The 25,610-nt window shown below is 51.0% G+C and carries 27 protein-coding genes; 12 read left to right on the top strand and 15 right to left on the bottom strand.

What is annotated here, in order from left to right:
- Nucleotide 1: 1 nt before the first annotated feature.
- Both K7G70_RS09655 and K7G70_RS09650 read right to left on the bottom strand, forming a co-directional pair.
- Nucleotides 2-394 carry a DUF6165 family protein gene (locus tag K7G70_RS09655; protein WP_223788430.1) on the bottom strand — a complete coding sequence of 131 codons (393 nt, stop codon included), beginning with the start codon at nucleotides 392-394 and terminating at the stop codon, nucleotides 2-4.
- A gap of 2 nt (nucleotides 395-396) precedes the next feature.
- On the bottom strand, nucleotides 397-801 hold the full coding sequence (locus K7G70_RS09650) for a DUF6524 family protein (protein ID WP_223788429.1): 405 nt from the start codon (nucleotides 799-801) through the stop codon (nucleotides 397-399).
- Between the two features lie 115 nt (nucleotides 802-916).
- Between K7G70_RS09650 and mltF the strand changes: the two genes are divergently transcribed.
- Nucleotides 917-2,332 carry a membrane-bound lytic murein transglycosylase MltF gene (gene mltF / locus K7G70_RS09645; RefSeq protein WP_223788428.1) on the top strand — a complete coding sequence of 472 codons (1,416 nt, stop codon included), beginning with the start codon at nucleotides 917-919 and terminating at the stop codon, nucleotides 2,330-2,332.
- Nucleotides 2,333-2,432: 100 nt separating this feature from the next.
- Complete coding sequence (locus tag K7G70_RS09640; RefSeq protein ID WP_223788427.1) at nucleotides 2,433-3,140, top strand: PP2C family protein-serine/threonine phosphatase; 708 nt, start codon at nucleotides 2,433-2,435, stop codon at nucleotides 3,138-3,140.
- Nucleotides 3,141-3,155: 15 nt separating this feature from the next.
- On the opposite strand, the gene K7G70_RS09635 is transcribed toward K7G70_RS09640, so the two are convergent.
- Both K7G70_RS09635 and K7G70_RS09630 read right to left on the bottom strand, forming a co-directional pair.
- Nucleotides 3,156-4,247, bottom strand: coding sequence for an anhydro-N-acetylmuramic acid kinase (locus K7G70_RS09635; RefSeq protein WP_223788426.1), 1,092 nt, complete (start codon nucleotides 4,245-4,247; stop codon nucleotides 3,156-3,158).
- Nucleotides 4,244-5,506 carry a peptidoglycan DD-metalloendopeptidase family protein gene (locus K7G70_RS09630; RefSeq protein ID WP_223788425.1) on the bottom strand — a complete coding sequence of 421 codons (1,263 nt, stop codon included), beginning with the start codon at nucleotides 5,504-5,506 and terminating at the stop codon, nucleotides 4,244-4,246. Before K7G70_RS09630 ends, K7G70_RS09635 begins: the two co-directional genes overlap by 4 nt.
- A 231-nt stretch (nucleotides 5,507-5,737) precedes the next feature.
- On the opposite strand from K7G70_RS09630, the gene tyrS reads away from it, so the two are divergent.
- Nucleotides 5,738-6,949, top strand: coding sequence for a tyrosine--tRNA ligase (tyrS, locus tag K7G70_RS09625; protein ID WP_223788424.1), 1,212 nt, complete (start codon nucleotides 5,738-5,740; stop codon nucleotides 6,947-6,949).
- Between the two features lie 586 nt (nucleotides 6,950-7,535).
- Here tyrS and K7G70_RS09620 read toward each other — a convergent pair.
- Together K7G70_RS09620 and K7G70_RS17925 are read right to left on the bottom strand one after the other, a co-directional pair.
- Nucleotides 7,536-8,258: a DUF481 domain-containing protein gene (locus tag K7G70_RS09620; RefSeq protein ID WP_223788423.1), complete on the bottom strand. Its 723-nt coding sequence runs from the start codon at nucleotides 8,256-8,258 to the stop codon at nucleotides 7,536-7,538.
- Nucleotides 8,255-8,386, bottom strand: coding sequence for a hypothetical protein (locus tag K7G70_RS17925; protein ID WP_255589950.1), 132 nt, complete (start codon nucleotides 8,384-8,386; stop codon nucleotides 8,255-8,257). The genes K7G70_RS09620 and K7G70_RS17925 overlap by 4 nt, the downstream gene beginning before the upstream one ends.
- A gap of 18 nt (nucleotides 8,387-8,404) precedes the next feature.
- On the opposite strand from K7G70_RS17925, the gene coq7 reads away from it, so the two are divergent.
- The 4 genes from coq7 (at nucleotide 8,405) to K7G70_RS09600 (ending at nucleotide 13,187) form a co-directional block, all read left to right on the top strand.
- A complete protein-coding gene (gene coq7 / locus K7G70_RS09615) occupies nucleotides 8,405-9,046 on the top strand; it encodes a 2-polyprenyl-3-methyl-6-methoxy-1,4-benzoquinone monooxygenase (RefSeq protein ID WP_223788422.1) in 642 nt (213 codons plus the stop codon).
- Entirely contained in the window at nucleotides 9,043-10,689 is a 1,647-nt protein-coding gene (locus K7G70_RS09610; RefSeq protein ID WP_223788421.1) for an electron transfer flavoprotein-ubiquinone oxidoreductase, read from the top strand. The genes coq7 and K7G70_RS09610 overlap by 4 nt, the downstream gene beginning before the upstream one ends.
- A 232-nt stretch (nucleotides 10,690-10,921) precedes the next feature.
- A complete protein-coding gene (locus K7G70_RS09605; RefSeq protein WP_223788420.1) occupies nucleotides 10,922-11,137 on the top strand; it encodes a cold-shock protein in 216 nt (71 codons plus the stop codon).
- A 187-nt stretch (nucleotides 11,138-11,324) separates the two neighbouring features.
- A complete protein-coding gene (locus tag K7G70_RS09600) occupies nucleotides 11,325-13,187 on the top strand; it encodes a diguanylate cyclase domain-containing protein (protein WP_223788419.1) in 1,863 nt (620 codons plus the stop codon).
- On the opposite strand, the gene K7G70_RS09595 is transcribed toward K7G70_RS09600, so the two are convergent.
- From K7G70_RS09595 to K7G70_RS09585, 3 genes are read right to left on the bottom strand one after another with little or no spacing between them, the layout of a single operon-like run.
- Nucleotides 13,179-13,937, bottom strand: a complete 759-nt coding sequence (locus K7G70_RS09595; RefSeq protein ID WP_223788418.1) for a phytanoyl-CoA dioxygenase family protein — start codon at nucleotides 13,935-13,937, stop codon at nucleotides 13,179-13,181. The genes K7G70_RS09600 and K7G70_RS09595 overlap by 9 nt on opposite strands.
- Nucleotides 13,938-13,959: 22 nt before the next feature.
- A complete protein-coding gene (locus K7G70_RS09590; RefSeq protein ID WP_348525074.1) occupies nucleotides 13,960-15,342 on the bottom strand; it encodes a GntP family permease in 1,383 nt (460 codons plus the stop codon).
- A gap of 21 nt (nucleotides 15,343-15,363) precedes the next feature.
- Complete coding sequence (locus tag K7G70_RS09585) at nucleotides 15,364-16,293, bottom strand: DUF4920 domain-containing protein (protein ID WP_223788417.1); 930 nt, start codon at nucleotides 16,291-16,293, stop codon at nucleotides 15,364-15,366.
- A 192-nt stretch (nucleotides 16,294-16,485) separates the two neighbouring features.
- Between K7G70_RS09585 and K7G70_RS09580 the strand changes: the two genes are divergently transcribed.
- Nucleotides 16,486-17,025, top strand: coding sequence for a hypoxanthine-guanine phosphoribosyltransferase (locus tag K7G70_RS09580; RefSeq protein ID WP_223788416.1), 540 nt, complete (start codon nucleotides 16,486-16,488; stop codon nucleotides 17,023-17,025).
- 11 nt (nucleotides 17,026-17,036) lie between these two features.
- Nucleotides 17,037-17,438 carry a cytidine deaminase gene (locus K7G70_RS09575; RefSeq protein ID WP_223788415.1) on the top strand — a complete coding sequence of 134 codons (402 nt, stop codon included), beginning with the start codon at nucleotides 17,037-17,039 and terminating at the stop codon, nucleotides 17,436-17,438.
- On the opposite strand, the gene K7G70_RS09570 is transcribed toward K7G70_RS09575, so the two are convergent.
- Genes K7G70_RS09570 through K7G70_RS09545 form a run of 6 tightly spaced genes read right to left on the bottom strand, consistent with a single transcriptional unit; the run spans nucleotide 17,417 to nucleotide 23,408 of the window.
- Nucleotides 17,417-18,283 carry a UTP--glucose-1-phosphate uridylyltransferase gene (locus tag K7G70_RS09570; RefSeq protein ID WP_223788414.1) on the bottom strand — a complete coding sequence of 289 codons (867 nt, stop codon included), beginning with the start codon at nucleotides 18,281-18,283 and terminating at the stop codon, nucleotides 17,417-17,419. The genes K7G70_RS09575 and K7G70_RS09570 overlap by 22 nt on opposite strands.
- 13 nt (nucleotides 18,284-18,296) lie before the next feature.
- The gene (locus K7G70_RS09565; RefSeq protein WP_223788413.1) at nucleotides 18,297-20,165 is read right to left on the bottom strand and encodes a polysaccharide biosynthesis protein; all 1,869 of its coding nucleotides are present in this window, start codon (nucleotides 20,163-20,165) and stop codon (nucleotides 18,297-18,299) included.
- 10 nt (nucleotides 20,166-20,175) lie between these two features.
- Nucleotides 20,176-21,144, bottom strand: coding sequence for an MraY family glycosyltransferase (locus K7G70_RS09560; RefSeq protein ID WP_223788412.1), 969 nt, complete (start codon nucleotides 21,142-21,144; stop codon nucleotides 20,176-20,178).
- A complete protein-coding gene (gene lapB, locus K7G70_RS09555) occupies nucleotides 21,125-22,306 on the bottom strand; it encodes a lipopolysaccharide assembly protein LapB (RefSeq protein WP_223788411.1) in 1,182 nt (393 codons plus the stop codon). The genes K7G70_RS09560 and lapB overlap by 20 nt, the downstream gene beginning before the upstream one ends.
- Complete coding sequence (locus K7G70_RS09550) at nucleotides 22,303-22,656, bottom strand: LapA family protein (RefSeq protein ID WP_223788410.1); 354 nt, start codon at nucleotides 22,654-22,656, stop codon at nucleotides 22,303-22,305. The genes lapB and K7G70_RS09550 overlap by 4 nt, the downstream gene beginning before the upstream one ends.
- A gap of 23 nt (nucleotides 22,657-22,679) precedes the next feature.
- Entirely contained in the window at nucleotides 22,680-23,408 is a 729-nt protein-coding gene (locus K7G70_RS09545; RefSeq protein ID WP_223788409.1) for a lysophospholipid acyltransferase family protein, read from the bottom strand.
- A gap of 187 nt (nucleotides 23,409-23,595) precedes the next feature.
- Between K7G70_RS09545 and K7G70_RS09540 the strand changes: the two genes are divergently transcribed.
- The 3 genes from K7G70_RS09540 to K7G70_RS09530 are packed head-to-tail and all read left to right on the top strand — an operon-like array spanning nucleotide 23,596 to nucleotide 25,583.
- Nucleotides 23,596-23,865 (top strand): hypothetical protein, encoded by a 270-nt coding sequence (locus tag K7G70_RS09540; RefSeq protein WP_223788408.1) that lies wholly within the window; start codon nucleotides 23,596-23,598, stop codon nucleotides 23,863-23,865.
- Nucleotides 23,866-23,877: 12 nt separating this feature from the next.
- Nucleotides 23,878-24,876: an aminoglycoside phosphotransferase family protein gene (locus K7G70_RS09535; protein ID WP_223788407.1), complete on the top strand. Its 999-nt coding sequence runs from the start codon at nucleotides 23,878-23,880 to the stop codon at nucleotides 24,874-24,876.
- Nucleotides 24,873-25,583 carry a nucleotidyltransferase family protein gene (locus K7G70_RS09530; protein WP_223788406.1) on the top strand — a complete coding sequence of 237 codons (711 nt, stop codon included), beginning with the start codon at nucleotides 24,873-24,875 and terminating at the stop codon, nucleotides 25,581-25,583. Before K7G70_RS09535 ends, K7G70_RS09530 begins: the two co-directional genes overlap by 4 nt.
- The last annotated feature ends 27 nt before the right edge of the window (nucleotides 25,584-25,610 follow it).

The following is a 25,610-nucleotide window of genomic DNA, read 5'->3' as shown; positions in this document are numbered from 1 at the left end:
ATCACTCATAAGATTCGTATGATTTTTCTTCCACCAAATCTGACCCAGTCAATTCATTGATTTGTTTTTTGATGGCGGCCCGCTCATCATTGGTGAAGTACACGCTGCGTGCCAGTTGCACAAATGTTTCACCGAAGTTTTTGTCCTTTTCACAAATGCGGATGTCATCCTCAATCCGCCACAATTTCATGTTGATGGCTTCCAACGACTGTTGCAGCGCATCGGTTTGACCCGAGCGCAAGCCGGTTTGCTGCCACGTTTGTTGCAACAAAGCCAACTCATGGCGGATGTTTTTCAATTTGTTGTCGTCTTTGATTTCTCTGGATTTGATTTCCAAAATGGTGATTTTATCCAACAACTCGCCCACCGACATGGGGGTACTCACAAGACTCATGTTCATTCTCCAACATCATCGGTGTCAAATTGACCGGTGATGCGTTTTTTGATGTGTGACCAGGAAATGCCCAGTCCCAGTAAAATTGAGATCATCACGATCAACAACCAGGCCATGATTCCGGTGTTGGACCAGCTCAACCAACCCTGATCCACAAACAACCAAATCACGGTGCCGCCAATGGCCAGCACCAAAATGATGCCCAACCAACCCAAAGATTTGACCGTGGCTGTGACGAAAAATAAGTAACAAGCCAACAGCAGCATGATGACCAATATTTTCAAGGGCAATTGGTCGTTCTGCCACGGCCACAACCAGTGGGTGATGGAATAACCAGTGGGGTTAAACGTGACCAGTACCAGCCCCAAGGCAAACAACCAACGCACCAAAAATCCGGTTAGATTCATGATTGGACGATTTTCTCGTGTAAAAAAAGGTTATTATAATAGACAGCAAATCAGAAACACAGGGTGCGTCCACTTTTGCCGACATTAATTCTTCAATCGAACATTGACTGACTCAATGAGCAATCAGTCGAACCCCAAAGCCAACTGGTGGCAGTGGTTGTTGCTGCCTGCGCTGGTGCTGATGGCACTGATGTTCACCCTCAGCCCCTGGCCCACCCTCAACACTTGGGAATTGATCCAACAGCGGGGGGTGCTGCATTATGGCACCCGCACTTCCCTGCTTTCTTATTTCAAAGATGGCGACAATGACATCGGCTATGAATTCCGCTTGCTCGAGGCTTTTGCCGAACAACATGGCTTGCAACTGGAGGTGCATGTCTTCAACAACAACGGCGACTTGTTCGCGGCCCTCAGTGGCGGCCGCATTGATGTCGCCGGGGGGCATTTGAGTGTCACCGAGGAACGCGAAAACCGGTTTGTGTTCACCGCGCCCATTGGCCAAACCACCACCGATCTGGTCACCCATTACGACCACCGACAAAAGAACACCCTGCAGGCATTTGAAGACTTGTCAGGCCTGGTCATTGCTAACAGCAGCTATTCTGAATTGTTGAACCGACTGCCCTCGTTTCAGCCACAACGCCTGGAAACCACCCAAGAATTGACCCTGTTTGAAATCATTCGCAACATCAATCTCAAGGAAGTGGACTACACATTGGCCGATTCGGCCATCATCAACATTTACCAAAAGTTCATTCCAGGCATCTACCAAGTGCTGCAAGTGTCGGCACCATTGGACACCGCCTTGATGCTGCGCCCCCACCGTTCTGGCCAATTGCAAGCACAGCTGAATGCATTCATCAACCAAGCCCAGGACAGTGGCTTGATGGCCCAGCTCAAAGAAGAAATCCTGCTGTACATTCCCAACATTGATTCGGCCAACACCGTCACTTTTTTCGATAAATTACAAACCGTTTGGCCGGAGATCAAAGAACTGGTCTACGCGGTGGCCGACGCCCATGATTTTGATGCGGCGCTGTTGGCCGCCATCAGTTATCAGGAGTCACATTGGGACCCGGATGCCGTGTCCTTTTCTGGGGTCAAAGGTTTGATGATGCTGACAGCGAGCACCGCCCAAGAAGTCGGGGTGGCCGATCGCACCGACCCCAAACAAAGCCTGGAAGGTGGCATCAAGTACCTGCGCAACATGCAAAACAAAATCCCCGACCGCATTGAAGAACCCCACCGCACCTTGTTTGCTTTGGCCGCCTACAACATTGGCTATGCCCACTTGGAAGACGCCAGGATTCTCACCCAACGCGCCGGCTTGGACCCAGATGATTGGTTCGTGGTGGAAACCTTTCTGGCCAAACTCAACAACCCCAGCATTGCCCACGAATTGCGCTACGGCAATGCCGATGGCATGACCGCCGTGACTTACGTCAACAACATCATGACTTACAAACAATTGATGAATTGGAAAATGAACAAGGAAATTCGAGAGACCCGGGCGCCCGAATCCATATTGTGAAATGCGTCACACTTTTTTTTCAACTCAACCGTTGTGACAAAGTGCTACAATTGCACAGAAAAGCGGAATGCTATAATCCAAAAAAAAATGGCAAACACGAATGAACATTAGACTTGGACACACTTCACACTCAGGGATTAAGAGGGATCATAATGAAGACACTTATGGCATTGATCTGGAAAGTGGTTTGTTCTTGGTTGCCGATGGCATGGGGGGGCATGACCATGGCGAAATCGCCAGCGCCTTGGCCAGGGATCACATCTTGAGTTCCATCAAAAGCAACATCCCCATCAAACAAGCCATCCTGGATGCCAACCAGGAAATCATCAACAGTTCATTGGAAAAACCGGGTGATTTACCGATGGGCACCACGGTGGCCATTTTGAAAGTGAAGAACCACAGTTTTGATTGTGCCTGGGTGGGTGATTCCCGCATTTACAAACTTTCCGGACAGCAATTGATTCCAATCAGCTCCGACCATTCTTATGTGCAAGAGCTGGTGGACCAAGATTTGATCACCGCTTCACAAGCCCGCTCCCATCCACACCGCAATGTGGTGACCCAGGCATTGGGTGTGACCGACAACAGTGAAATCAAAGTCTCTGAAAGCACCGGTGAAATCAAGGCCGGCGACAAATTTTTGCTGTGTTCAGACGGTTTGACCGAAGAAGTTGAAGACGACAAAATCGCCGAAATCATGAACAAGTCCTTGTCACCCAAAGAAATTGGCGATCAATTGTTGATTCAAGCGCTGGAAAACGGTGGTTCTGACAACATCACGGCCATCATCTTGGAATTCAGCGGCTGATTCTCGCCACGGCCCTCATGCCGGCATTTGCAACACCCCATACAATTTGGCCCCTTCGGTGCCGGTGATGGCGGACAGGTCCAAACGTTGGCCTTGCAGGTGTTGATCAGCCAACCAAGCCATCAAAGTGGCTTCCACATCATCCACTGGGATGCCCCACTCGGTGCTGGGCACCACCTGGGCTTGCAGCCGTTGTTCCAATTGCTGCAGCAAAAACGCATTGTGCGCCCCACCCCCACATACAATGAACGCATCCTCATCAGGGTTGCCGGCAGCCAAGCCCATGGCCAATGATTCGACCGTCAGTTGCAACAAGGTGCGTTGTACATCGACCGGCTGATGGTTTGTTCCGGCCAAATGACGGGCCAACCAAGCCGGATTGAACAATTCTCGGCCAGTGCTTTTGGGTGGTTGGCGATGAAAATATGGCTCTTGCAACAGGGACTGCAACAAACCATCCAACACCTGGCCCTGTGAGGCCCATTGGCCACCGGCATCGTAGGGTTGTTGCTGGTGTTTAAGCACCCATTCATCCATCAAACAGTTGGCCGGTCCGGTATCAAAACCGATCACTTGGCCAGCAGACAGGCGCGTGATGTTGGCAATGCCACCCAAATTGATGACCCACACGGTGCTGGCCACGTGAGCCAATAATTGCTGGTGTAAGATGGGCGCCAAGGGGGCGCCCTGCCCGCCGGCGGCCAGGTCCAGTTGGCGAAAATTGGACACCACCGGGATCCCGGTCTGGTGCGCGGTGATGGCCGCAGAACCCAGCTGCCAGGTGTTGGCCATGTCATGGTCTGGATCGTGGAATACCGTCTGACCATGTAAACCGATGGCCCCAATGTCACTGCGATCAACGGCCTGCTGTTGCAACAGGTGGTTGACCGCGTCGGCATACAAATGGCCCAACTCGGCATCCAAGTGACTGAGGATTGATAAGGTGGTATGGGGCTGGTGTAACAGTTCCAAAAGGCTTTGTTTGGTCGACTCTGGATAGGGCCTGAAGACACTGGCCAGCAGCTTCATGGAGTCATTAAAATCCACCAACACCACATCGATGCCATCACAAGATGTCCCCGACATGACGCCGATGCAGAGGCTCATTGTTGGGCCACAAGCAAGGTTTTCAAGTCGCTGAGTTGGCTGAGCAATGGTTTGGAATAAGTCAAGAAATCCGGCATCACTTGATCTGGCAAGGGTTTGGACTTCGGCAATTGCACGGTGCGTGGATTGCGGTGAACCCCGTTGTAAATGAACTCGTAGTGCAAATGGGGCGCGGTTGACAGCCCGGTCGAGCCGACATAGCCTATGGTTTGACCTTGTTTGACGCGTTGCCCTTTTTTCACCGCTTTCTTGGAAAAATGCAAATACTTGGTGACGATGCCATTGGGGTGTTGGATGAACACATAATTGCCGTTGTATTTATTGTACCCGGCTTGGGTCACGCGGCCAGCGCCTGCGGCATAAACAGGGGTGCCGGTGGGCGCCCGGTAATCAATGCCACGGTGGGCCTTGACCCGGTTGGTGATGGGGTGAATGCGCTTCGGATTGAAATTGGAGCTGATGTATGAAAAATTCAGCGGGGCCCGCAAAAATGCTTTCTTCATGGCCCGGCCATCGGCCGCGTAATAACTGCCCTCGCCATTTTCGGTTTCATAATAAACCGCTTCATAGGTGGTGCCTTGGTTGGTGAAGCTGGCAGCCAGGATTTTGCCCTCACCCATGTAATCACCGGCTTTATAAATTTGTTCATAGATCAGGCTGAATGAGTCGCCGGCCCTGATTTCCAAGACAAAATCGATGTCCCAACTGAAGATGTTGGCCAATTGCATCACCATGCTGTCGGTTAAACCCGCGGCCTTGCCGGCGCCAAACAAAGAATTGTTGATGGTGCCTTGGGCGCTGACCAAACGAATTTCCTGGTCATGGGTGATCAGCTCGGTGGACAATTGATTCATGTCGTTGTGAATGATCAGTTCTTCGAACTTGGATGATTGGTAGCGCAATTGACGCAATTCGCCATCGGCACTCAAGGTGAAGTGCAAATCATTACCCGGCATCACTTTCACCAGTTTTTTGGAGTCGTCATTGAAATGCGCGATTTTCAACAACAAGGCCTGGGACAAGCCCAAATCGGTGAATATGCCGGACAAAGTCTGACCTTTCTCCACCGTCACCGTTTGGTGAATCATTTGCTCAGAACCCACCAGTCCTTCTTCGGAAAAGCTCATCAAGGGCACCGAAGGGATGTCAATTTGTTTGTTTTGCTCAATGATGACTGGCTGTGTGTGGGCATCGGCATCCACCGAAATCATGTCACTGATCGCATAAACCACGAACAAAGCAATCAGCGCCACCGCCACTTTTTTACCAGAGGTCAGTGGGCTGATGATTGATTTGAATTGATTGAGACTGAGCGCCAGGGTTTTGCCCTGGTTATATTTGCGAACGGCTTGTGCTTTGATAGGTCAAATTCCAATCGGTTTCAATGATGACTGAAATTATAGATGATTTTTTTCGGCATAGGTTCAATTGAGGTTCTATAATTTGTTGCGTTTCGGTAGAATTAACCCCTTTTTAACGAATATTTCAACATGTCTGTACAAGATGCCTTGGATTTGATCTGTCGCGGCACCGATGAAGTGATCAAACTGGAAGAACTGGAAGCCAAACTGAAAGCCGGTAAAACCCTGCGGGTCAAAGCCGGTTTCGATCCAACCGCCCCTGACTTGCATGTCGGACACACCGTCTTGATCAACAAAATGAGGCATTTCCAAGACCTCGGCCACGACGTGATTTTCTTGATTGGTGATTTCACTGGCATGATCGGTGACCCCACGGGCAAGAGCCAAACCCGCAAAGCCCTGACCCGTGAAGAGGTGTTGGAAAATGCCAAAACCTACCAAGACCAGATTTTCAAAATTTTGGATCCAGAAAAAACCATCATTGAGTTCAACTCCAAATGGTTCAATGACATGACCGCTGCCGATATGGTCAAGCTATCGGCCCAATACAATGTGGCCCGCATGTTGGAACGGGACGACTTCAACAAGCGCTACAAAACCGGTCAATCCATTGCCATTTCAGAATTCATGTACCCCTTGGCGCAAGGTTATGATTCGGTGGCATTACAATGCGATGTGGAGTTGGGGGGCACCGACCAAAAATTCAATTTATTGGTGGGCCGGCACTTGCAATCTCAAGTGGGACAAGACCCTCAAATAGTGATCACCATGCCCTTGTTGGAAGGACTCGATGGGGTCAATAAAATGTCCAAATCACTGGGCAATTACATCGGCATCGAAGACGCCCCGGCCGACATGTTCGGTAAAGTCATGTCCATTTCAGATGAATTGATGTGGCGTTACTTTGACTTGCTCAGCTTCAAATCCAATGAACAAATTAAGCAGTATAAAGACGGAGTGGCGGCGGGTAAAAATCCCCGCGATGTCAAGTTTGCCTTGGCGATGGAATTGATTGAACGCTTTCATGACGCCGAGGCGGCCCAGGCGGCACTGGCCGCCTTCAAAGCCCAGTTTCAAAAAGGCGCCATCCCGGATGACATTGATGAAGTGACTCTGGAAACTGAAGGCGGTGAAATGGGTTTGGCCCACATTTTAAAAAATGCCGGTCTGTGTGTCAGCACGTCCGATGCCATCCGCATGGTGAAACAAGGCGCGGTGAAAATCAATGGTGAAAAAGCCGACGACCCGAAACAAACCTTTCCCGTCGGCACCCAAGAAGTGTTTCAAGTGGGCAAGCGAAAATTCGCCAAAATCAAACTAGGGCCTGTTAAGACTAACTGAAAGACCACTGTTCAGGCTGCAAAGGTCACAATCAAGGCGCGAAAAGCGTGGTTTGGTCACTCCAATCGAGCGATGAGCAACACCGGGTGTGGCCGTTGCATTCTGAACCCATGGGGCTGAATCGTATTCCACCCCTCGCCGTTATTCAGTCGCTCATGTGGAGTGACCACACATCACGACTGATGCCTTGATGGCTGAAAAATACGATTCAGCAGTCGCCTTTCAGTGGGTGTTAAGGCCGGGGCCTGTTAACACCCACTGAATGACCACTGTTCAGGTTACAAAGGTCACAATCAAGGCGCGAAAAGCGTGGTTTGGTCACTCCAATCGAGCGCTGAGCAACGCCGGGTGTGGCCTTTGTAGGCTGAACCCATGGGGCTGAATCGTATTCCCCCCCCTCGGCGTTATTCAGTCGCTCATGTGGAGTGACCACACATCACGACTGATGCCTTGATGGCTGAAAAATACGATCCAGCAGTCGCCTTTCAGTGGGTGTTAACAGGCCCTAAGCTGACAGCAATTAAAAACCATCAAAAAAGCCCGCTGATGTGCGGGCTTTTTTGTTGGCAGAAGCGAAGCTGACTGATCAAAAATCATACACCAAGTTAGCGGACACCAACGTATCGGTGGAATCTTTACCCGCCGGTGCATCGGTGTTGTGGCGGTATTGGTGGGCCAATTTCACGGCAAATTTCTCACTGACTTTAAAGGCAAAGCCCAAATCGTTTTGGATGAAGGTGTTGTCATCACCGGCCTCAACCACCAACACATCCTCAAACTGGGTGGTTTCGGTCAATTGGCGCATGTAATCCAATTTGGCTGACAGCACCGCACCGTTGTTTTCACTGCGGTCAATGTCCAAAGCTTCGGTTTTGTAACCCAAACCCACTTCGGTGATCAAACGGTGGCTGTCGGTGTCATGGAATTTATGCCCCCAGCCCACAGAGGTGGTGATGGTGTAGTCAAAACCGGAAAAATTGTCTTTGTCCCAGCGGGTGCCATAGTAAACGTAGTCATTGTCATCAAACTTATACCCGGTTTTGGTGTTCAAGGTATAGCGCTCGGCGGTGTCCACATCGTTGTTGGAGGCCCGCAGCAGGTCCAATGACAAGTCACTGACCCAGTTGTTTGACTCGCGTCTGATTTTCAAACCAGCGGTCAAATTCTCGGTGTCCGAGTTGCCGGAAGTCATGGAGAAGCCCAATTGGCCGGAGCCTGACCATTTGGCGCCTTCGTGGTCATCAGCCACCGCCGAGGTGGTGTACAAGCCGGTGGCAGCCAGGGCCATGAGTAAGTTGGTTTTTTTCATTGTGTGGTTTCCTTTGCTAATGGTTGAATGCCGTAATTTACCGGTTCTGCCGCAAAATACAACCAAGCAAAGGTTAATTTTTGAGAATTCATCTTTATTTTGGCTTTCAATGGTAAAATAACCGCCATATTTTGACCCAATTTCCCATGAACACACACCATGAATCCTTGGGCAATCGATTGATGATTGAATTTGATCGCATGCTCAAAGTGTTGACGCATAAAACCGACCGGCAAGACGCCATACCTGGAGCTGAATTACCCGCACCGGAGTTGGATGCCAAACAAAGTAAACACACCGCCGGTTTGATGCGCATCAACCACACCGGAGAAGTCTGTGCCCAAGCTTTGTACAATGGCCAAGCCATGTTTGCTCGCGATGACAAAACCCGAGCACATTTGCTGAAGGCTGCCAAAGAGGAGCATGATCACTTGAACTGGTGTCAATCCAGGTTGGATGAATTGGGCGAAGATGTCAGCATCACCAACCCTTTTTGGTACATGCATTCATTCGCCATCGGTGCCATGGCGGCCTGGTTTGGTGATGCCGTGAGTTATGGGTTTGTGATCGAAACTGAACGGCAAGTGGAATCCCACTTACAAGAACACATCGATGACATTGGTGCACAGGATGCCAAGTCATTGAAAATCCTGCAGCAAATGCAGGCCGATGAAATCAGGCATGGCAATGACGCCAAAAATGCCGGGGGCGTGGAATTACCAGAACCTGTCAAGCAGGTCATGACTGGTATGTCGAAACTAATGAAAATGGTGAGTTACAGAATATGAACAGAGAATCTATGGAATTTGATGTCGTCATTGTCGGCGGTGGCCCAGCCGGTTTGGCCACGGCCTGTCGCTTGGCCCAATTGTCGCAGGAACATGGCAAAGAATGGCAAATTGCCTTGGTTGAAAAAGGCTCCGAGATCGGTGCCCACATCATGTCAGGCGCGGTGATTGAAACGGCGGCATTGACTGAATTGTTTCCTGATTGGCAAGCGCAAGGAGCGCCGGTGAAAACCGCCGTGACCGACGACGAATTTCATTACCTCCGGGGTGAGCAAAAAGGCACCAAAGTGCCCGGCTTCCTGATCCCCAAGCCGATGCGTAACCACGGTAATTACATCATTTCACTGGGCAACTTATGTCGATGGCTGGGCGAACAGGCCGAAAACCTGGGAGTCAACATCTTCCCGGGATTTCCCGCCAAAGAGGTGTTGTACGATGAGCAAGGTCAGGTCAAAGGCATCGTCACCGGTGACATGGGCATTGATGCCGCCGGCAATGAAAAAGGCAGTTTTGAACCCGGTTATGAATTGTTGGCCCCGCAAACTGTGTTTGCCGAAGGCTGCCGGGGTTCGCTGGGCAAAACCCTGATGCAAAAATTTGACTTGCAAAAAGACGCCGATCCACAACACTACGGCATCGGTTTGAAAGAAGTGTGGCAAGTGGATGAGGCGGTATCCAAGCCCGGTCATGTGGTTCACACCCTGGGTTGGCCATTGGACAACCACACCGAAGGCGGTGGCTTTTTGTACCATTTGGATCAAGGCACCGTGGCCTTGGGCTTCGTGGTGGCATTGAATTATGACAATCCTTACTTGAGTCCCTTTGAAACCTTCCAGCAGTGGAAACAAAACCCCGTGATCAAAGACGTCATCAAAGGCGGTAAACGCGTGTCTTACGGGGTCCGGGCCTTGAACAAAGGCGGTTTGCAATCCCTGCCCAAGCTGACCTTCCCAGGTGGCTTGTTGGTGGGCTGTGAGGCGGGCTTTTTGAACCCAGCCAAAATCAAAGGCACCCACACCGCCTTGAAATCTGGCATCATCGCGGCCGAATCCATCGCGGCAGCCCTGTTGCAGAACAACGCCGGCGGTGAACTCACCGATTACGCTGACCGCATCAAACAGTCGTCGATTCACCAAGAGTTGCATCGGACCCGCAATTTTGAACCGGGATTGAATAAATTGGGCACCTTTTTCGGGGCGGCTTTCACCTACCTGGACCAAAACATTTTTGCCGGTAAACTGCCGTTCACCTGGCGCAACAAAAAACCGGATCACAGTTGTTTGAAACCGGCCGATCAATGCCAAGCCATTGACTATCCCAAGCCAGACAATGAAATCACTTTTGATCGCTTGTCTTCGGTGTTTCTGTCCAGCACCAACCACGAAGAAGATCAACCCTGTCATTTGCAATTGCACGATCCCAAGATCCCCATCGAGGTGAACTTGCCTCAATGGGCCGAACCGGCACAACGGTACTGCCCGGCAGCGGTGTATGAGGTGGTGACAGAAAACGACCAGCCCACGTTCCGCATCAATGCGCAAAATTGTGTGCATTGCAAAACCTGTGACATCAAAGACCCGTCACAAAACATCAATTGGGTAACGCCAGAAGGCGGTGGCGGCCCCAACTATTCAAACATGTGATGACCGCCAATTGTTGATACTGAGGCCCTGAATCCTCAAAAAAACAGGGCCTTACCAAGCAAATTGCTTGTTTTTCATTGACTTGAGCCCTCATTCTCTATAGACTCCAGATTGCTCGAACTCAAGTCAGAATATACGCTTCTTTTCAAAGCAATTTCATCGCCATTGACCAGTTGACCTCTTGTGGTTTGTGTTTGAGTGATTTTTATTTTTTTAATATTTAGGTATACATATGTCAGATAAAGTAACAGGAACTGTCAAATGGTTTGACGAGTCCAAAGGTTTTGGTTTCATTCAACAAGAGTCGGGTGCCGATGTGTTCGCTCATTACAGCGCCATCGTCGTCGAAGGTGATGGATTCAGAACTTTGCAAGAAGGTCAACAAGTTGAATTCAACATCACCCAAGGTCAAAAAGGTCCACAAGCAGAGAACATAGTCGCTTTGTGATGTGACCCCAAAAAAACGATCTGAAAAACGGAATCTCAGGATTCCGTTTTTTTTTTGCCCGAGCATAACGACACATCTCAGTCGCTCTGTTCAAGGTCGCCAGACAAAGCCATGTACTTTAGGTGAATATGCCGTATAATCAATGGTATAGGGGTTGAGGGCATGTGCCAGTTGGCGCCCCATTTTGATGATGAAATTACTCAAAATCACAGGTTGGGTTTTGCTTGCTTGGATCAGCCCAGGCAATGCCACTGATCGGCCTTACACGAGTGAATTGAACGATTACTTCGTGGCCCTATTGGCCACCGCTGAAGCCAGCCCCAATCAAGCCTTGAACTCCCTGGCAGGACACCAAGCCAAATCAGCGGCCGAACGCGCTCAAGTCGAGTATGTGCGATCCCAGATCAACGCCATTCTTGATTACCCTGAGAAAATCATTGAACACAGTCAAGCCGGCTTGGCGGCCATCGATGCCGCCCAAGAACCGTGGCTCAGTCAACTGTTGATTCTGGCAAAAATCGACGGCCATGATCGCTTGGGCCAAGGTCATGCGCATATGGCTGAATTGGAGCAAATCCTGGACTGGTCGAACCAGCAGCAGCACCCCATTCTGGCCACTCTGGCTTTGGTCCAGATGAGCTATTTGTACATCAGCCAAGAAGACTACAACCGCGCCTTGTTATTGATTCAACAAGCCACTGAGCTGGCACCGGACGATCACATTTTGATCAGCAAAGCCGATGTGTCTTCGCACACGGCAGGCATTTATGTGTCCCGCAATGAATTCGATTTGGCATTGCCCTACTTCGAGGCGGCATACGCCCTGGAACAAGCACAAAACAACACCCTGGGCATGTCCATTCAGTTGTTTGAAATGGGTCGGGCCAACATCGAATTGGAAAACCATGAACTGGGCATCAGCCAATTGCAACAGTCCATTGAGCTGTCTGAGTCGGTTGGCGACGACCAAGGCGTGGCCTATGCCAACACCGAATTGGCCTACCACCACATCAAGCAAAAAGACTTTGAACAAGCCGAATCCTTATTGGATCGTGCCACGGACATATTCACCCGATCCGGCAACAATTATTTGCTGTTTGACAATTTAATCTTGTTGGCGCAAGTCAAAACCGAAACCGGTGAATTCGTCGAAGCCCAAGACCACATCGATGCCGCCAAAGCATTGAATGTTGAAGGCACATTCCGTTATGGCCAAGTGGCGGTGGACAAGCGCCAGGCGCATTTGCTGTCGGCCATGGGTGACCATGCCGCCGCTTTTAACCTGTTTGTGGAAGCCACCAAACGGCAATCTGAGTTGGAAAATCAACACAGCAGTGAGAAGTTGCATGAAATCAGAACCCGTTATGAAGTGGAGAAAAACGCCCTCAAAAACCAAGTTTTGGCCGAAGAAAACAGTGCCCAAAGCATCGTCATAGCCAACCAAAAGAGACAAAGCCTGTTGCTCACCCTGTCTTTGATCATGATGGGTGGTTTGTTGGCCTTGTTGCTGTGGTTCAACCGCCGTTATCGCCTGCAAAGTAACCAGTTGCACGTGCTGGCCAACTACGATGAGTTAACAGGCTTACGCAACCGCGGCGCGGTGGTCAACCGGATTCGCAAAAAATTGGCCAAAATGAATGACGAGGACCGTTTCACTTTGGTGATGATTGATCTGGACCATTTCAAGACCATCAACGACAACTATGGACATGCTTTGGGTGATCGGGTGCTGCGTGAGTTTGGTGCCTTGTGCAGCGAGCTGAAAACCCACACCAAACTGATCGGCCGCATGGGGGGTGAAGAATTCCTGGTGGGCTTTGAAGACATGGAGGCCGATGCCATACATCAGATGATAGAACAATTGCGCCTCAACACCCAGCAATTATCAGATTCCATCCCCGCGCCCGGCCTGAAAGTCAGCTTATCGGCGGGCATATGTCACAGCCGCGGCAGCCGCCGTTTGCGGGACATCATGAAATGTGCCGATGAAGCCATGTATCGGGCCAAACACAATGGTCGCAATCAAATCGTCACCACCGCCTTAAACTGAAATTTCTTCGAAAGTGGTCGATTTGCTGCCAGCCAGCGGCTGGGTGGCGCTGCCATGGTAGGAATAAACCAAAGAGAATTTGGCTTGGTCGGTGCGGTTGTGGTTGGCCGCATGAAATATGGCCGCATGGAACAACAACACGTCACCCGCTTGTAAAGTGACGTCAATGGCTTGTTCCAACCAGGGTTGTGCATCGGGATGATCCACTTTTAAGAACAGTTCTTCATCGACCATGCCTGCAGACAAGGCCATGCGGTGTGAGCCAGGAATCACTTTCAAACAACCGTTTTCGTTGGTTTCCGAGCCCATGGCCAACCACGAATTGATCAGTTCGGAGTCACTGAACTTCCAGTATCTGACATCCCGATGCCACATGGTTTTACTGGAGTATTCAGGCTGTTTGGTCATGATGCAGTTGTGATGTGACTGCACCAGTTTGATCTCTTCTGAGTCCAACAACTGTTGCAAAATGGCTTTGACCATGCGGTTTTTACCCCACTCACGGAATGAGGCATCGCGACTGAAAGCCAACAACAATCGGCGGATGGTGAGCCCACCCTCATCTTCCACCGACTGCGGGGCTTTGGGATACCCCAATTCAGCTTCCAGTTCAAACGGTGGCAGGCGCAGTTGCAGGTGATTTTTGGTCTGATTTCTGATTTCGTTCAACAGTTCCATGTCGATCAATTGACGGAACACCAAGTAGCCGTCTTGTTTGAATTGTTCGATTTCTGTGGGACTGAGTTGCATGGCTGTTCGAGGGTATGAGCGACTAAATCAAAAAACTGAGCACAGCCACCGTGATGGCTGTGATGGTGACTGGTATCACCAAGGACACCATGAAGATGTCTTTGTATGATTGTCGGTGAGACAAGCCACATATGGTCAGCAAGGTGATCACCGCACCATTGTGAGGTAAGGAATCAAAACCACCTGAAGCCATTGAGGCCAAACGGTGCATCCACTCAGGGTTGATGCTGAATTGTTGCGCCAAATCGGCATAGGTGTTGCCCAAGGCCTCCAAGGCAATGGTCAAGCCTCCAGACGCCGAACCGGTGATACCGGCCAGCACGTTGACCGCCACCACCTCAGAAATCAACGGATTCTCAGGGGAGATGTTGATCACGGCCTCTTTAACCAACAAAAACGCCCCCAATGAGGCAATGGTGCCTCCATAGCCCACTTCAGAAGCGGTGTTGAAGGTTGGCAGCATGGAACCCATGGCCCCTTGCGTCAATGAACGGTTGATGTCTTTAATTTTCTGCCAATTGCAAGCCAGGACCGTTAAGATGGCCAGCATCAATGCCATGATCATGGACCAGATGGATTTCAGTTTGCCGACTTCGATGTTGCCAAATTTATCGCTGGCCAAATAACTGGTGTCCCAAGTTGGGATCATGATTTTTTGCAACACGTAATTGGCCGTGACCACCACCACGATGGGCAACAACGCCACCATCAAATGGGGCAAGCGGCTGTCAGTGAAGGCCACGGGTTCATTGCTGTGTCCATCACCATAACCTTCCGAATCGGTGTTTTTCAGGCGCCAATTGATCCAGGCCAAACCACCCAGCATCATCGCCATCCCAGCCAACAATCCAATCACTGGCGCGGCATACATGTCGGTGCCAAAATAACTGACCGGGATGATGTTATGAATCTGCGACGTGCCTGGCAGACAGGTCATGGTGAAAGTGAAAGCCCCCAAGGCAATGGTGGCCGGAATCAGGCGTTTGGGCAAGTTGGCTTCTTTGAACAAAGCCGCCGCCAGCGGATAGACGGCAAAGGCCACCACAAAAGCGGAGACCCCACCGTAGGTCAACAGACCACAGGCCAAGACAATGGCCAGGCAGGCGTGTTTGATGCCAATGGATTGGATGATGGACCGGGCAATGACTTTGGCCGAACCGGAATCCTCCATCAGTTTACCGAAAATGGCTCCCAGCAAAAAGATGGGGAAGTATTTGACCGCAAAAGAGCCCATTTTTTGCATGAAAACCTGGGTATAAATGCCCAGCATCTGCTGCCCTTCGCCGGCGATCAGCACCGCCAGCATGGCCAGCACCGGGGCCAAAATGATGACACTGATGCCGCGATAGGCCAGGTACATCAACAAGCCCAGTGACAGCAGAATGCCTAATACGCCGATGTCCACACCAACCCCCATTAAGCCGTCTTAGGAACCAAAGATTCGCACCGCATCGGCCACCAACTCGTAGCTGTCAGCGGGTAATTCACCGGCCCCTTCTTCGGCATAGTGCGCCCGTTGCTCTTCACTCAGTTGTTTTTTGACCAAACGGCCATAGACCGCGGCTTCCCCTAGGGTGTCTTTGGGGATCAGGAAAGCGTGGTCATTGAAGTCGACCCGGGCAAAGGCATCGCCCTCGGCCAAAATCATCCAGCAACCTTTCTTTTGACACACTTGGGTCACCCGTCCGGTGATCACATGCTGACCTTCCAGAAAAACATCGGCCTGCTGTAACGCGGCAGCAATGCCCTGGCTGGGGACGTCTGCGGTGGGCCAGGATTGACCATACACGGCATCGCCGTCAATCACCTCGGTCACATGGACGGCAGGCGCGTGCTCATTGTTTTGTTGTAATTTCTGTAAAGCCGCAATGACTTCCTCAGCGTGGGTGTTGGGGTCCACTTGTTCAAAATGTACCGCAACCTGTCCGCTGGGATCAATGATGAAGGTTTGGCGTTTGGCATAGCTGAACACGGCCAGACCACCATCCACACCATAATCGCGGGACATTTGTTTGTTGGCGTCCACCAACAAGTTGAATGGCAAGTCGTACTTGGCGATGAATGCCCGATGTGACTCGGCATCATCCAGCGACACACCCAGCACCTCGGCATCCAAGTGTCTGATGGTTTGGTAATTGTCTCGGAACGCCTTGGCCTCTATGGTACAGCCCGTGGTGTCGTTCTTGGGGTAAAAATACACCACCAACCATTTGCCTTGATAATCAGCCAATTGATGGACCTGACCGGATTGGTCTTGCAAATTAAATGATGGGGCTGGCTTGCCTTGCATACTGTCGGCGATGGCCATAAAATTAAACACCAGCAAAATCAATGTGAAGGCGGTTTTGTTGATCATCAATCTCTCCTAAAAATGAGGAACCATAGCTGAAACACAGCCAAAAAAGTGTGTATTTGGATGCCATGACTCCAAGTCAATGTCCCGCCCCACGCCCCTGCCAGAACGCGGTTGGGTCGGTCGGGTCGATCATGGCCCAGCAAAGCCATGTCATTCTACCAATTTTCAACCCCATGAGAAACCACAAACAACATGTATGAACAAATTTTACCGGCCAACAGTCAAGTCTTGATTGACCGAGCCACCATTGATCAAGCCATCCTGGCATTGGCCCAACGCATGAATGCCGAGTTTGCCGGCAAAGACGTGGCTTTTTTGACCATCATGAATGGCGGCATGATTTTTGCTTCGGCCTTATCCACCCGCCTGAACATCAACATGGAAATGGACTATTTACAGCTGTCCAGATACGGCAAAAGTCAAACCGGCGGTCAGTTGGTGTGGAAATACCAACCCGAAATCAACTTGAACAACCGCCATGTGGTGCTCTGTGACGACATTTATGATGAAGGCCACACCTTGGCAGCCGCCCATGCTTGGTGTTTGGAAAAAGGGGCGCTGTCGGCCACTTCAGTGGTGCTGATCCACAAACAACATGACCGCACCTATGCCGACTACAAACCGGATTATGTGGCATTGGACATCCCCGATCACTATATTTTTGGCTTTGGCATGGACTTGGAAGAAAAACTGCGCCACTTACCCGAAATTTATTACCTGCCGCAAGACTGACGGGGCCACACATGATGAAACCCGAAGAACTGTACCCACACGCCAAACAAGCCCAAAACAAGGCCCACGCCCCCTATTCCAAGTTTCAAGTGGGGGCAGCCATTTGTGATGAGCACGGACAAATCCATTGTGGCTGCAACATCGAAAATGCCGCCTACCCCATCGGTTGTTGTGCTGAACAAGCGGCGGTGGCGCAGATGATCATCAATGGTGGCAAAACCATCAAACAAATCTTGGTGGTGGGCAAAGCCGGAGAAACCTGTCCACCTTGCGGCGCTTGCCGACAGATTTTGTTTGAGCATGGGGACGCCACCACAGTGGTTTATTTAGAAGGACCTGAAGGCACTTTTCTGAGCAGGAGCTTAGCCCAATTGCTGCCTGAGGCCTTCGATCACTCCCAACTGGACAAATAAGTTTTGATTTGTTGTTGCAGCTTAGGATTTTGTATGGCCACATGTAAATTGGCCATCACAAAGCCTTCCTGACTGCCACAATCGAAGCGTTGACCTTGTAACTGCACCGCTTGCAAGCCCCCGTCCGCAATCAATTCATGCAAGGCATCGGTCAGTTGTATCTCTTGGTTGTGGTCCATGCCAGTGGCTTTCAATTGGCCGAACACCGATTGCGGCAACACATATCGACCTATCACGCCAAATTCTGAAGGGGCCGACGCCGCTGCTGGCTTTTCGATGATGTCATTGACCTGGGTGATGCCTTGGTCCCATGAGCCGGGCGCAATGACCCCATAACTGGAGATCCGGTCATCCGCCACCGCTTCCACACTGAGGGTGGCTCGGCCCGTGTGACTGGCGGCCTCAATCAGTTTTTGCAGGGGATTGCTGGGGGCTTGGATGAAGTCATCGGCCAGGATCACGGCAAACATTTCACCCTGTTCAATCATCGGTGCGGCCTGCAACACCGCATGTCCCAGACCCAGCGGCTGACCCTGAGGAATGAACACGCGTTGGATGGTGATGGGCAAAGTGTCCAGCTTGTCGACCAGGTGCTGTTTGTCTTGGGCCATGAATTTGGCCCGCAAGTCTGGCATCGGATCAAAATGGTCACTGATCGCATGTTTGGCGGCGCTGGTGATAAAAATCAGCGTCTCGATACCGGCCTCAATGGCTTCTTCCACCGCATATTGAATCAATGGCTTGTCTATGATGGGCAAGAGTTCTTTCGGTATGGACTTGGTGGCGGGCAAAAAACGGGTGCCCAAACCACCCACAGGGAAAACGGCTTTGGTGATTTTCTTCATATCATTGTTGCTTCTAATTGCGTGGGTTGTGGTCGGCCGCAGGTGTTACCTGCTCAACCAATTTCAGTTCATGGCTTTTGAATTCAGGGACCAATTGCAGCAACACTTTTTTCACGGCATCGTGTTGAAAAGACAAGGCCAACTGCTGTCCTTGGAGGATTTGCTGGGTTAATTGATCGGTATGGGTTTGGCCGTTCTTCACGGCACTGATTTTGCTCACGGTTGTGGGCTGTAAATCCTCCATGTCATAATGCAGTTCCTCATAGAGCTTTTCCCCTTCTCGCAAGCCCGTGATTTTGATCGTCACTTCTTTGCTTTTGCCTGACAGGGCGATCATCCGTTCGGCCAAAGATTTGATTTTAACCGGTTCGCCCATGTCCAAAACCATGATCTCATTGCCATTGCCCAGTACCAAACTTTGCAAGATCAGCTGACACGCCTCTTCGATGGTCATGAAGTAGCGCTCCATTTTTTCATGGGTCACGGTCACCGGTCCACCCTCGGCGATTTGCTGTTCAAACAAAGGCACCACGGAGCCGGCAGAACCCAGCACATTACCAAACCGCACAATCAGGTAATCGGTTTGGCTTTGCTGGTTCTTGTATTGGCAGTATTTCTCGGCCAGGCGTTTGGTGGCCCCCATCACACTGTGGGGATTGACCGCCTTGTCGGTGGAAATCAAAACCATTTTTTCGACCCCGAATTCCGCGCAACAATCGGCCACATTTTGGGTGCCAACCACATTGTTCAAAAACCCTTCGCAAGCGTGGCTTTCCAACAACGGCACATGCTTATAGGCGGCCGCATGGAACACCACATCGGGTTGGGTGGACTTAAAGATGTGATACAGATGGGCTTTGTTGGTGACATCACCCAAATGCGATTTGATGGGGGTGTGTTCGTTGTTCAATGCCTTGTCAATGGCGTACAGATTGAACTCTGAATGGTCGATGATGCTCAATTGGCTGACCCCAATGCGCGCCAATTGGCGACACAATTCAGAACCAATGGAACCGCCACCACCGGTGACCAGCACCGATTTGTTTTTGATGAACTCGGCCACTGGCTGCCAATCCAACTCCACTTTCTCCCGGCCCAACAAATCTTCCACCGTGATCGGTTCCAGCTGATTGACATTGATCAATTGGCTTTCGTAGTCATCCGGATCCGGTGCCACCCGAATGGCCACATCCAGGGCCGCCAATTCATCCACCACATGTTTGACCAGTGAGGCACTGGGGTTTTGCTTGGCAATCACCACCAAATTAACCGCGAAATCCTGCACCATCTGCGCCAGGTCGTTCATGCCCGACTGGATTTTCACCCCTCGCAGTTGGGTGCCTTTCAAACTTTGTGTGTCGTCAATGATGCTGATCACATGACATGACTGGCTGCTGGCCGCGTTTCTGATGAACAGATCGGCCAAGTGGCCGGCGCCAATGATCATGACTCGGGGCTTGTTGCGGTCAGCCAAATTGAAATACTGGTCTTTCCACATCCGGTAACTGATTCTGGGTCCGCCCCACAACAGCACCAATACCACAGGGTACATCAGCAGCACACTGCGAGGAATGCCTTCCAAACGATTGATAAAAAAGAAAAATAAGGCAATGGTGATGGTGCCCACAGTGGCTGATTTCACCAAATTGATCAGGTCAGGCACACTGGCAAATCGCCACAAGCCACGGTACATGTTAAAGGCAAAACTGATCAAGCCTTGCAGCAGGATCACCACGGCCACTTCCCAGGACCACAACGGCAATGACGGTGCGTCAGGCCAAATGCTGTAACGAATATAAAAGCACAACACCCAGGCCAGCCAGGTCATGAACAAATCATGCGCCACCACAGCCAACCTCAAATGCAACAAGCGATTTTTCATGCTCCTCAGTTTAACGTCCCAGTTTGTAGAATTTAATAAATACAGCCATACCCAAGCCATAGACCACAAAACTTTGCGCATATTGTACAACGGTTGTGGCGCTTTGGGTCATGACCACCAACAAACCACACAATAAGCTGACCGCCGCATAAGCAAGCGACACCTGCCAATGGGCCCAGCCGCTCTTGATCAAACGTTGGTAAAAGTGCGTCGAATGCGCTGCGGTGATGTTTTCTCCTCGTTTGAGGCGCACCATCAAGGTGGCGGTGGCATCGACGATGAACACCACATGCAACATGGCCACCTGCAACGGCGTCAGCAGGTCATAGGCCATGGCATACAAGGCCAATACCGCCTGCAGCCAAGCCAAGGGCAGACTGCCCGAATCACCCATGAACAGTTTTTTCAGGATGAGGTTGAACAGCAAATAAATCAGCATCAACACCACCCCGGCCCAGGTCAAGTAAGTGAACACACTGTCCTGACTGAAGGCTTGGCCAAAAATCACTCCATAACAGGCCAAACTCACGAGGGCGTGCAAACCGGCCATGCCATTGGCACCATCCATGAAGTTGAATAAATTGACCCACCACAACAGGCCCAGTACCAAGAACAACTGCCATCCCAGGTGGGCATCCACCCCCACCGACCACAGGGTCAACATGGCAGCGGCCAGTTGGCACCACAGGCGCAACTGGAAAGACAATTTAAACCGGTCATCCAAGTAGCCCAAAACCGACAACAACAGGATCACCGACAACGGCACAAACAAGGGATACAGCCACAAGCCCATCAGCGCAAATGGCAGGAACAAATACAAACCGGCTCCAGTGATGGCCCGGCCTCGATGCAAGCTGCGGTCCTCTGACACATCGATCAGCGCTTTGGGACTGTGGTAGGCATACCACCACAGCAACAGCCCGGTGATGACGGCCAACAGGCCGCTGAGCAGGCTTGGATTACTCAGACTCCAATCCATAGATCGGCTTCACCACCCCCCAATTCTTACAACTGGGGCATTGCCAATGCAGCGATTTGGCCCCAAATCCGCATTTTCGGCAGCGCAGTTTGGGCTTGTTTTTCAATAACTTATCGATCAAATCTTTGAGCACATTGAAATAAGCAAAGTCATTGCCCAATTGGCTGAGTTCCGCTTTATTCATTTCAATCAAGGCATTCAAGCCTTTGAATGACGCCCGATTATGCAATTGCTCGGTCAAAAACTCGGTGGCTTTGGCCTCATCGTACTTTTGGGCATACCAATTGGCCAGGGTCAGCACCGGCGACACGCCCTTGTAGGATTGAATCCAGGACAGCAACAGCTGTTCCAGTTCATCACCCTGATTCGACTCCAAATAACATTGGGCCATGTCATTGATGAACAAAGGAATGAATGAAGGGTCGGCCTGTTTGGCCGCCAAATACTGCTCAATGGCGGCTTGCCACTGGCCTTTGTTTTGATGAATTTTGGCTTGGATCAATGGTGCCCGCACGGACTTTTCGTCCACCCGCAAGGCCGAAGCCAGGTATTTTTCCGCCTGCTCTTCATCTTCCTGTTGTAACGAAAAATCGGCCAACTCACAATAATAATGACCCATGGGGGTTTGCATGTTGCGGTTGGAGGCGCTTTGGAATCGACTGGCCGATTTGATGGCTTGCAGCCAGTCTTGTTCTTGCTGATAAATTTCCACCAGCGATTGCAAGGCTTCCGGCGTGTGGGCTTCAATTTCAACCAATTCAGAAAACAGCACTTCGGCCCGGTCCAACAAGCCCGCACTCATGTAATCTTTGCCGATGGCCAACAAGGCGCGGGTGCGATAGCGTTCAGGCAGTTCCGCCTGAGCAATCAGGGCTTGGTGCAATTTAATGGCCCGATCCACTTCACCTTTGCGGCGGTACAAATTACCCAAGGCCAATTGTGGCTCAAAGGTTTCTTGTGACGTTTCGGCCAACTGGATGAAGACGTCGATGGCTTTGTCAGACTCATCATTAAGCAGGTAGTTCAAACCTTTGAAATAGCGGTGATTCAATTGTTGAAAGGTGCGTTGGGTTTTGCCTGAACGCAGGATCACTGCCAAATACAAGCCCATCAAGATGCCGGCCAACAAAGCCAGTGAAACCCAAAGGAACTGAGAGGTCATGGGTTGTTGACCACCACCGGTGTCGTTGCTGCCGTGGCTGCTGGCTTGGATTCGGCTGCAGCAGCCTGCTCTGTGGCTTGCTCAGCGGCCTGTTTTAACTTGAAATACTCGCGTTCCCAATACAGTTTCTGGCGGGCAGTTGGCCAGGTCCAAAACAACCAGCCCACCACCAAGCCAACCAACAAGCCCATAGCCACAAACAACAACAGCATGAAACCCAAAGGCAAACTCAATTGGTACCAATATAAATTCAGGGTCACGGCGTCGGCATTGAGGCTGCTGATGGCCACCGCTGCAATCAACAGCAACAAGACCAGCGCCAAAGTGAATATTTTTTTGATCGTGCTCATGTCAGCATTATAGATTGAACGGGTTAATGAATGCCAGCGGCAACCAACGCTTCGGTCATCTTGATCAGTTCCTGGTCCCCCAGTTCCTGTACCTGGTCGCTGCTGATGGGTTGATGAAAGGTCATGTTGATGGTGCCAGGCAACACTTTCAAGCTGCCGGTGGGCATCACCCGATCTGCCCCCGAAATGGACACCGGCAAGATGGGCAAACCCAAATCCCGGGCCATGCGAAACGCCCCTTTCTTGAATGGCTTCAAATCGGCCCCGTTGCTGCGCGTGCCTTCGGGGAAGAAAAACACCGAGGTGCCATTGACCAAACGGTCTTTGGCTGCTTGCATGGCTTTGATGGAAGCACTGCGGTTTTTGCGGTCCACATAAATGTGGCCCATCTTTTCACAGGCGAAACCCACAAAGGGCATTTTGCGCAGCTCAATCTTCATCACCCATTTGAAATCCAGGGGTAAATAGCCATAAACCAACAAAATATCATAGGTGCTTTGGTGGTTGGCCACCACCACATATGACTGACCCGGTTGTATTCGTTCCATGCCATGGCGCTTGACCCACACCGGGGTGATCCACAAGATCAACCGCCCCCAAGTGCGGGCGATATGGCGCCCGGCAAAGCGGGCAGCGCCCAGAATGGAGAACACACTGACCAACACGGCCACCACGATGGTCAACAACCAAGCCAGCGGATACAGCAGCAGCCACACGTAAATTTGATAAATTTGACCCCAGAATTTTTTCATCGCTGCATTATAGTGGAATGGTGCTTTAATGACACAGCAAATTCATTGACTCGGTTGAATTGAGCCTTTTGCGATTCAAGTCTCATTTTATCCAGATGATGTGACATAAACTGCAAAATGTTGTATAAATGTCTTTTTTATTGAGTCATAAGCCATGCGTAGCACTGCAATCAAGTCACTGTTCATAATGATGCTTTTTTCTTTGTCAGCCCAAGCCGATGTGTTGCTGATTGACCGAGTGGCCGCCAAATCTGGCGTGGATGTGCCGCAGAAATCCGCCACCATGAATCAAGTCAGGGCCGCTTATGGTGACCCCATGGCCGAATCGGCACCGGTGGGTGAACCACCCATCACCCGATGGGAGTATGCCGATTTTGTGGTTTATTTTGAACACCAACACGTGATCACCACGGTGTTGAAAAAAAACCGCTCCAGCGAGTCCAATCCTACCAACTGATTCCCTCCCCTGATGAACCGCAAGGCGCAGCGCCAGCAATGGCTGGCAGCCCATTATGGTGACCAAGCCATTCAGGTAACGGCGGCTTCCGAAGACGCCAGTTTTCGTTCCTATTACCGGGTCTCCAGTGATCAGGGCAGCCACATTTTGATGGATGCCCCACCCGAACACGAGGACTGTCATCCATTTGTGGCAGTCCAACAATTGTTGATCCAACACCAAATTGCCGCCCCCCAAATTTTGGCACAGGACTTGTCTCAAGGGTTTTTGCTGCTCAGTGACCTCGGTTCCACTTTGTATTTGGATGTGTTGACTGACGACACCGCCGATCATTTGTATCAAGGTGCCATGGACACCCTCGTGGCCCTGCAAGCCATCCCCCAACCGACTTGGTTGCCGCTGTATGATGCGCCATTGCTCAGGCAAGAGATGCAGTTGTGCATCGACTGGTTTGTCCAAGAACACCTCGGCTTGAGCTTGACCCCCGATCAACAACATTTGTTCGATCACACTTTCGAGCTGTTGGCGGCCAATGCTTTGGCCCAACCACAGGTGCTGGTGCATCGCGATTATCACAGCCGCAACCTGATGGTGCTGGGCAACCCCCAAAAAGATGAGGTCACCCCCGGGGTGATTGACTTTCAAGATGCGGTCTGGGGGCCATTGACTTATGACATGGTCTCTTTGTTGCGCGATTGTTACATCAGTTGGGAGCCCGCGCAGATCGATGCCTGGTGTCATTATCATTGGCAGCGGCTGCCTCCGGCCACCCAGTCAGCGGTTTCTTTTGCCCAATACCAACGCTGGTTCGACTTGATGGGCATGCAACGACACCTCAAAGCCATCGGCATTTTTTGCCGCTTGAATTACCGCGATGGCAAAGCCGGCTACCTGCACGACATCCCCCGCACCCTCAAATATGTGTTACAGGTGGCTGCCCAGCACCCAGATTTACAGGCCTTTGGCCACATGATGGCTGACTTACAACCGAAGTTGGTCACCAAAGCATGAAAGCCCTGATCTTTGCCGCTGGACGGGGCGAACGCCTCAGGCCATTGACCGATCACACCCCCAAACCATTGATTGCAGTCCGCGGTAAACCGCTGATTCAATACCACATGGAAGCCTTGCTGCAGGCGGGCATCACGGACTGGGTGATCAATGTCAGTTGGCTGCACCAACAAATCATCGACTTCGTTTCTGAGCTACTCAAAAAGCCGCACATGGCCAGCGCTCAAGTGCAATTTTCCATCGAAACCGACGGCCCCCTGGAAACCGGAGGTGGCATGCTCAAAGCCCTGCCGCTGTTGACCACCGGTCAAGCCAAACCAGAGCCATTTGTGGTGGTCAATGCCGATGTGTTCACCGATTTTGATTTTCAAACCCTGCAGCCATTGCCACCGAATCACACGGTCAATTTGGTTTTGGTCAACAACCCTGTGCACCACCCTGCCGGCGATTTTGGGTTGAATACCGCGCCCAACCAAGTCCCTCAATTGACCCTCAAAGAACACGCTCCTGCTCATCACACCTATGCCGGCATAGGTTTGTACCACCCCGAATTCTTGCAACCCCCATTTGAGCAAGCGGTGTTCAAATTGTTGCCACATCTGCAAGCCGCCATCAGTCAGCAACGCGCCACCGCCCAATTGCACCAGGGCTTGTGGGTGGATGTGGGCAGTGTTGAACGCTTGGATGCATTAAATCAAAGGGGATGATAGAATCACCGATCAAACACCAATTCT

It is taken from the genome of Marinicella meishanensis, from assembly GCF_019931145.1.
Classification (GTDB): Bacteria; Pseudomonadota; Gammaproteobacteria; order Xanthomonadales; family Marinicellaceae; genus Marinicella; species Marinicella meishanensis.
The sequence above is the reverse complement of the archived record's forward strand: the minus strand, read 5'-3'. Positions and strand labels throughout refer to the sequence as shown.

Bases quoted from the DNA above. Each gene is read 5' to 3' on its own strand.
- K7G70_RS09655 (WP_223788430.1), bottom strand. From the start codon at position 394: ATGAGTCTTGTGAGTACCCCCATGTCGGTGGGCGAGTTGTTGGATAAA.
- K7G70_RS09650 (WP_223788429.1), bottom strand. From the start codon at position 801: ATGAATCTAACCGGATTTTTGGTGCGTTGGTTGTTTGCCTTGGGGCTG.
- mltF (WP_223788428.1), top strand. From the start codon at position 917: ATGAGCAATCAGTCGAACCCCAAAGCCAACTGGTGGCAGTGGTTGTTG.
- K7G70_RS09640 (WP_223788427.1), top strand. From the start codon at position 2,433: ATGAACATTAGACTTGGACACACTTCACACTCAGGGATTAAGAGGGAT.
- K7G70_RS09635 (WP_223788426.1), bottom strand. From the start codon at position 4,247: ATGAGCCTCTGCATCGGCGTCATGTCGGGGACATCTTGTGATGGCATC.
- tyrS (WP_223788424.1), top strand. From the start codon at position 5,738: ATGTCTGTACAAGATGCCTTGGATTTGATCTGTCGCGGCACCGATGAA.
- K7G70_RS09620 (WP_223788423.1), bottom strand. From the start codon at position 8,258: ATGAAAAAAACCAACTTACTCATGGCCCTGGCTGCCACCGGCTTGTAC.
- K7G70_RS17925 (WP_255589950.1), bottom strand. From the start codon at position 8,386: ATGGCGGTTATTTTACCATTGAAAGCCAAAATAAAGATGAATTCTCAA.
- coq7 (WP_223788422.1), top strand. From the start codon at position 8,405: ATGAACACACACCATGAATCCTTGGGCAATCGATTGATGATTGAATTT.
- K7G70_RS09610 (WP_223788421.1), top strand. From the start codon at position 9,043: ATGAACAGAGAATCTATGGAATTTGATGTCGTCATTGTCGGCGGTGGC.
- K7G70_RS09605 (WP_223788420.1), top strand. From the start codon at position 10,922: ATGTCAGATAAAGTAACAGGAACTGTCAAATGGTTTGACGAGTCCAAA.
- K7G70_RS09600 (WP_223788419.1), top strand. From the start codon at position 11,325: ATGATGAAATTACTCAAAATCACAGGTTGGGTTTTGCTTGCTTGGATC.
- K7G70_RS09595 (WP_223788418.1), bottom strand. From the start codon at position 13,937: ATGCAACTCAGTCCCACAGAAATCGAACAATTCAAACAAGACGGCTAC.
- K7G70_RS09585 (WP_223788417.1), bottom strand. From the start codon at position 16,293: ATGATCAACAAAACCGCCTTCACATTGATTTTGCTGGTGTTTAATTTT.
- K7G70_RS09580 (WP_223788416.1), top strand. From the start codon at position 16,486: ATGTATGAACAAATTTTACCGGCCAACAGTCAAGTCTTGATTGACCGA.
- K7G70_RS09575 (WP_223788415.1), top strand. From the start codon at position 17,037: ATGATGAAACCCGAAGAACTGTACCCACACGCCAAACAAGCCCAAAAC.
- K7G70_RS09570 (WP_223788414.1), bottom strand. From the start codon at position 18,283: ATGAAGAAAATCACCAAAGCCGTTTTCCCTGTGGGTGGTTTGGGCACC.
- K7G70_RS09565 (WP_223788413.1), bottom strand. From the start codon at position 20,165: ATGAAAAATCGCTTGTTGCATTTGAGGTTGGCTGTGGTGGCGCATGAT.
- K7G70_RS09560 (WP_223788412.1), bottom strand. From the start codon at position 21,144: ATGGATTGGAGTCTGAGTAATCCAAGCCTGCTCAGCGGCCTGTTGGCC.
- lapB (WP_223788411.1), bottom strand. From the start codon at position 22,306: ATGACCTCTCAGTTCCTTTGGGTTTCACTGGCTTTGTTGGCCGGCATC.
- K7G70_RS09550 (WP_223788410.1), bottom strand. From the start codon at position 22,656: ATGAGCACGATCAAAAAAATATTCACTTTGGCGCTGGTCTTGTTGCTG.
- K7G70_RS09545 (WP_223788409.1), bottom strand. From the start codon at position 23,408: ATGAAAAAATTCTGGGGTCAAATTTATCAAATTTACGTGTGGCTGCTG.
- K7G70_RS09540 (WP_223788408.1), top strand. From the start codon at position 23,596: ATGATGCTTTTTTCTTTGTCAGCCCAAGCCGATGTGTTGCTGATTGAC.
- K7G70_RS09535 (WP_223788407.1), top strand. From the start codon at position 23,878: ATGAACCGCAAGGCGCAGCGCCAGCAATGGCTGGCAGCCCATTATGGT.
- K7G70_RS09530 (WP_223788406.1), top strand. From the start codon at position 24,873: ATGAAAGCCCTGATCTTTGCCGCTGGACGGGGCGAACGCCTCAGGCCA.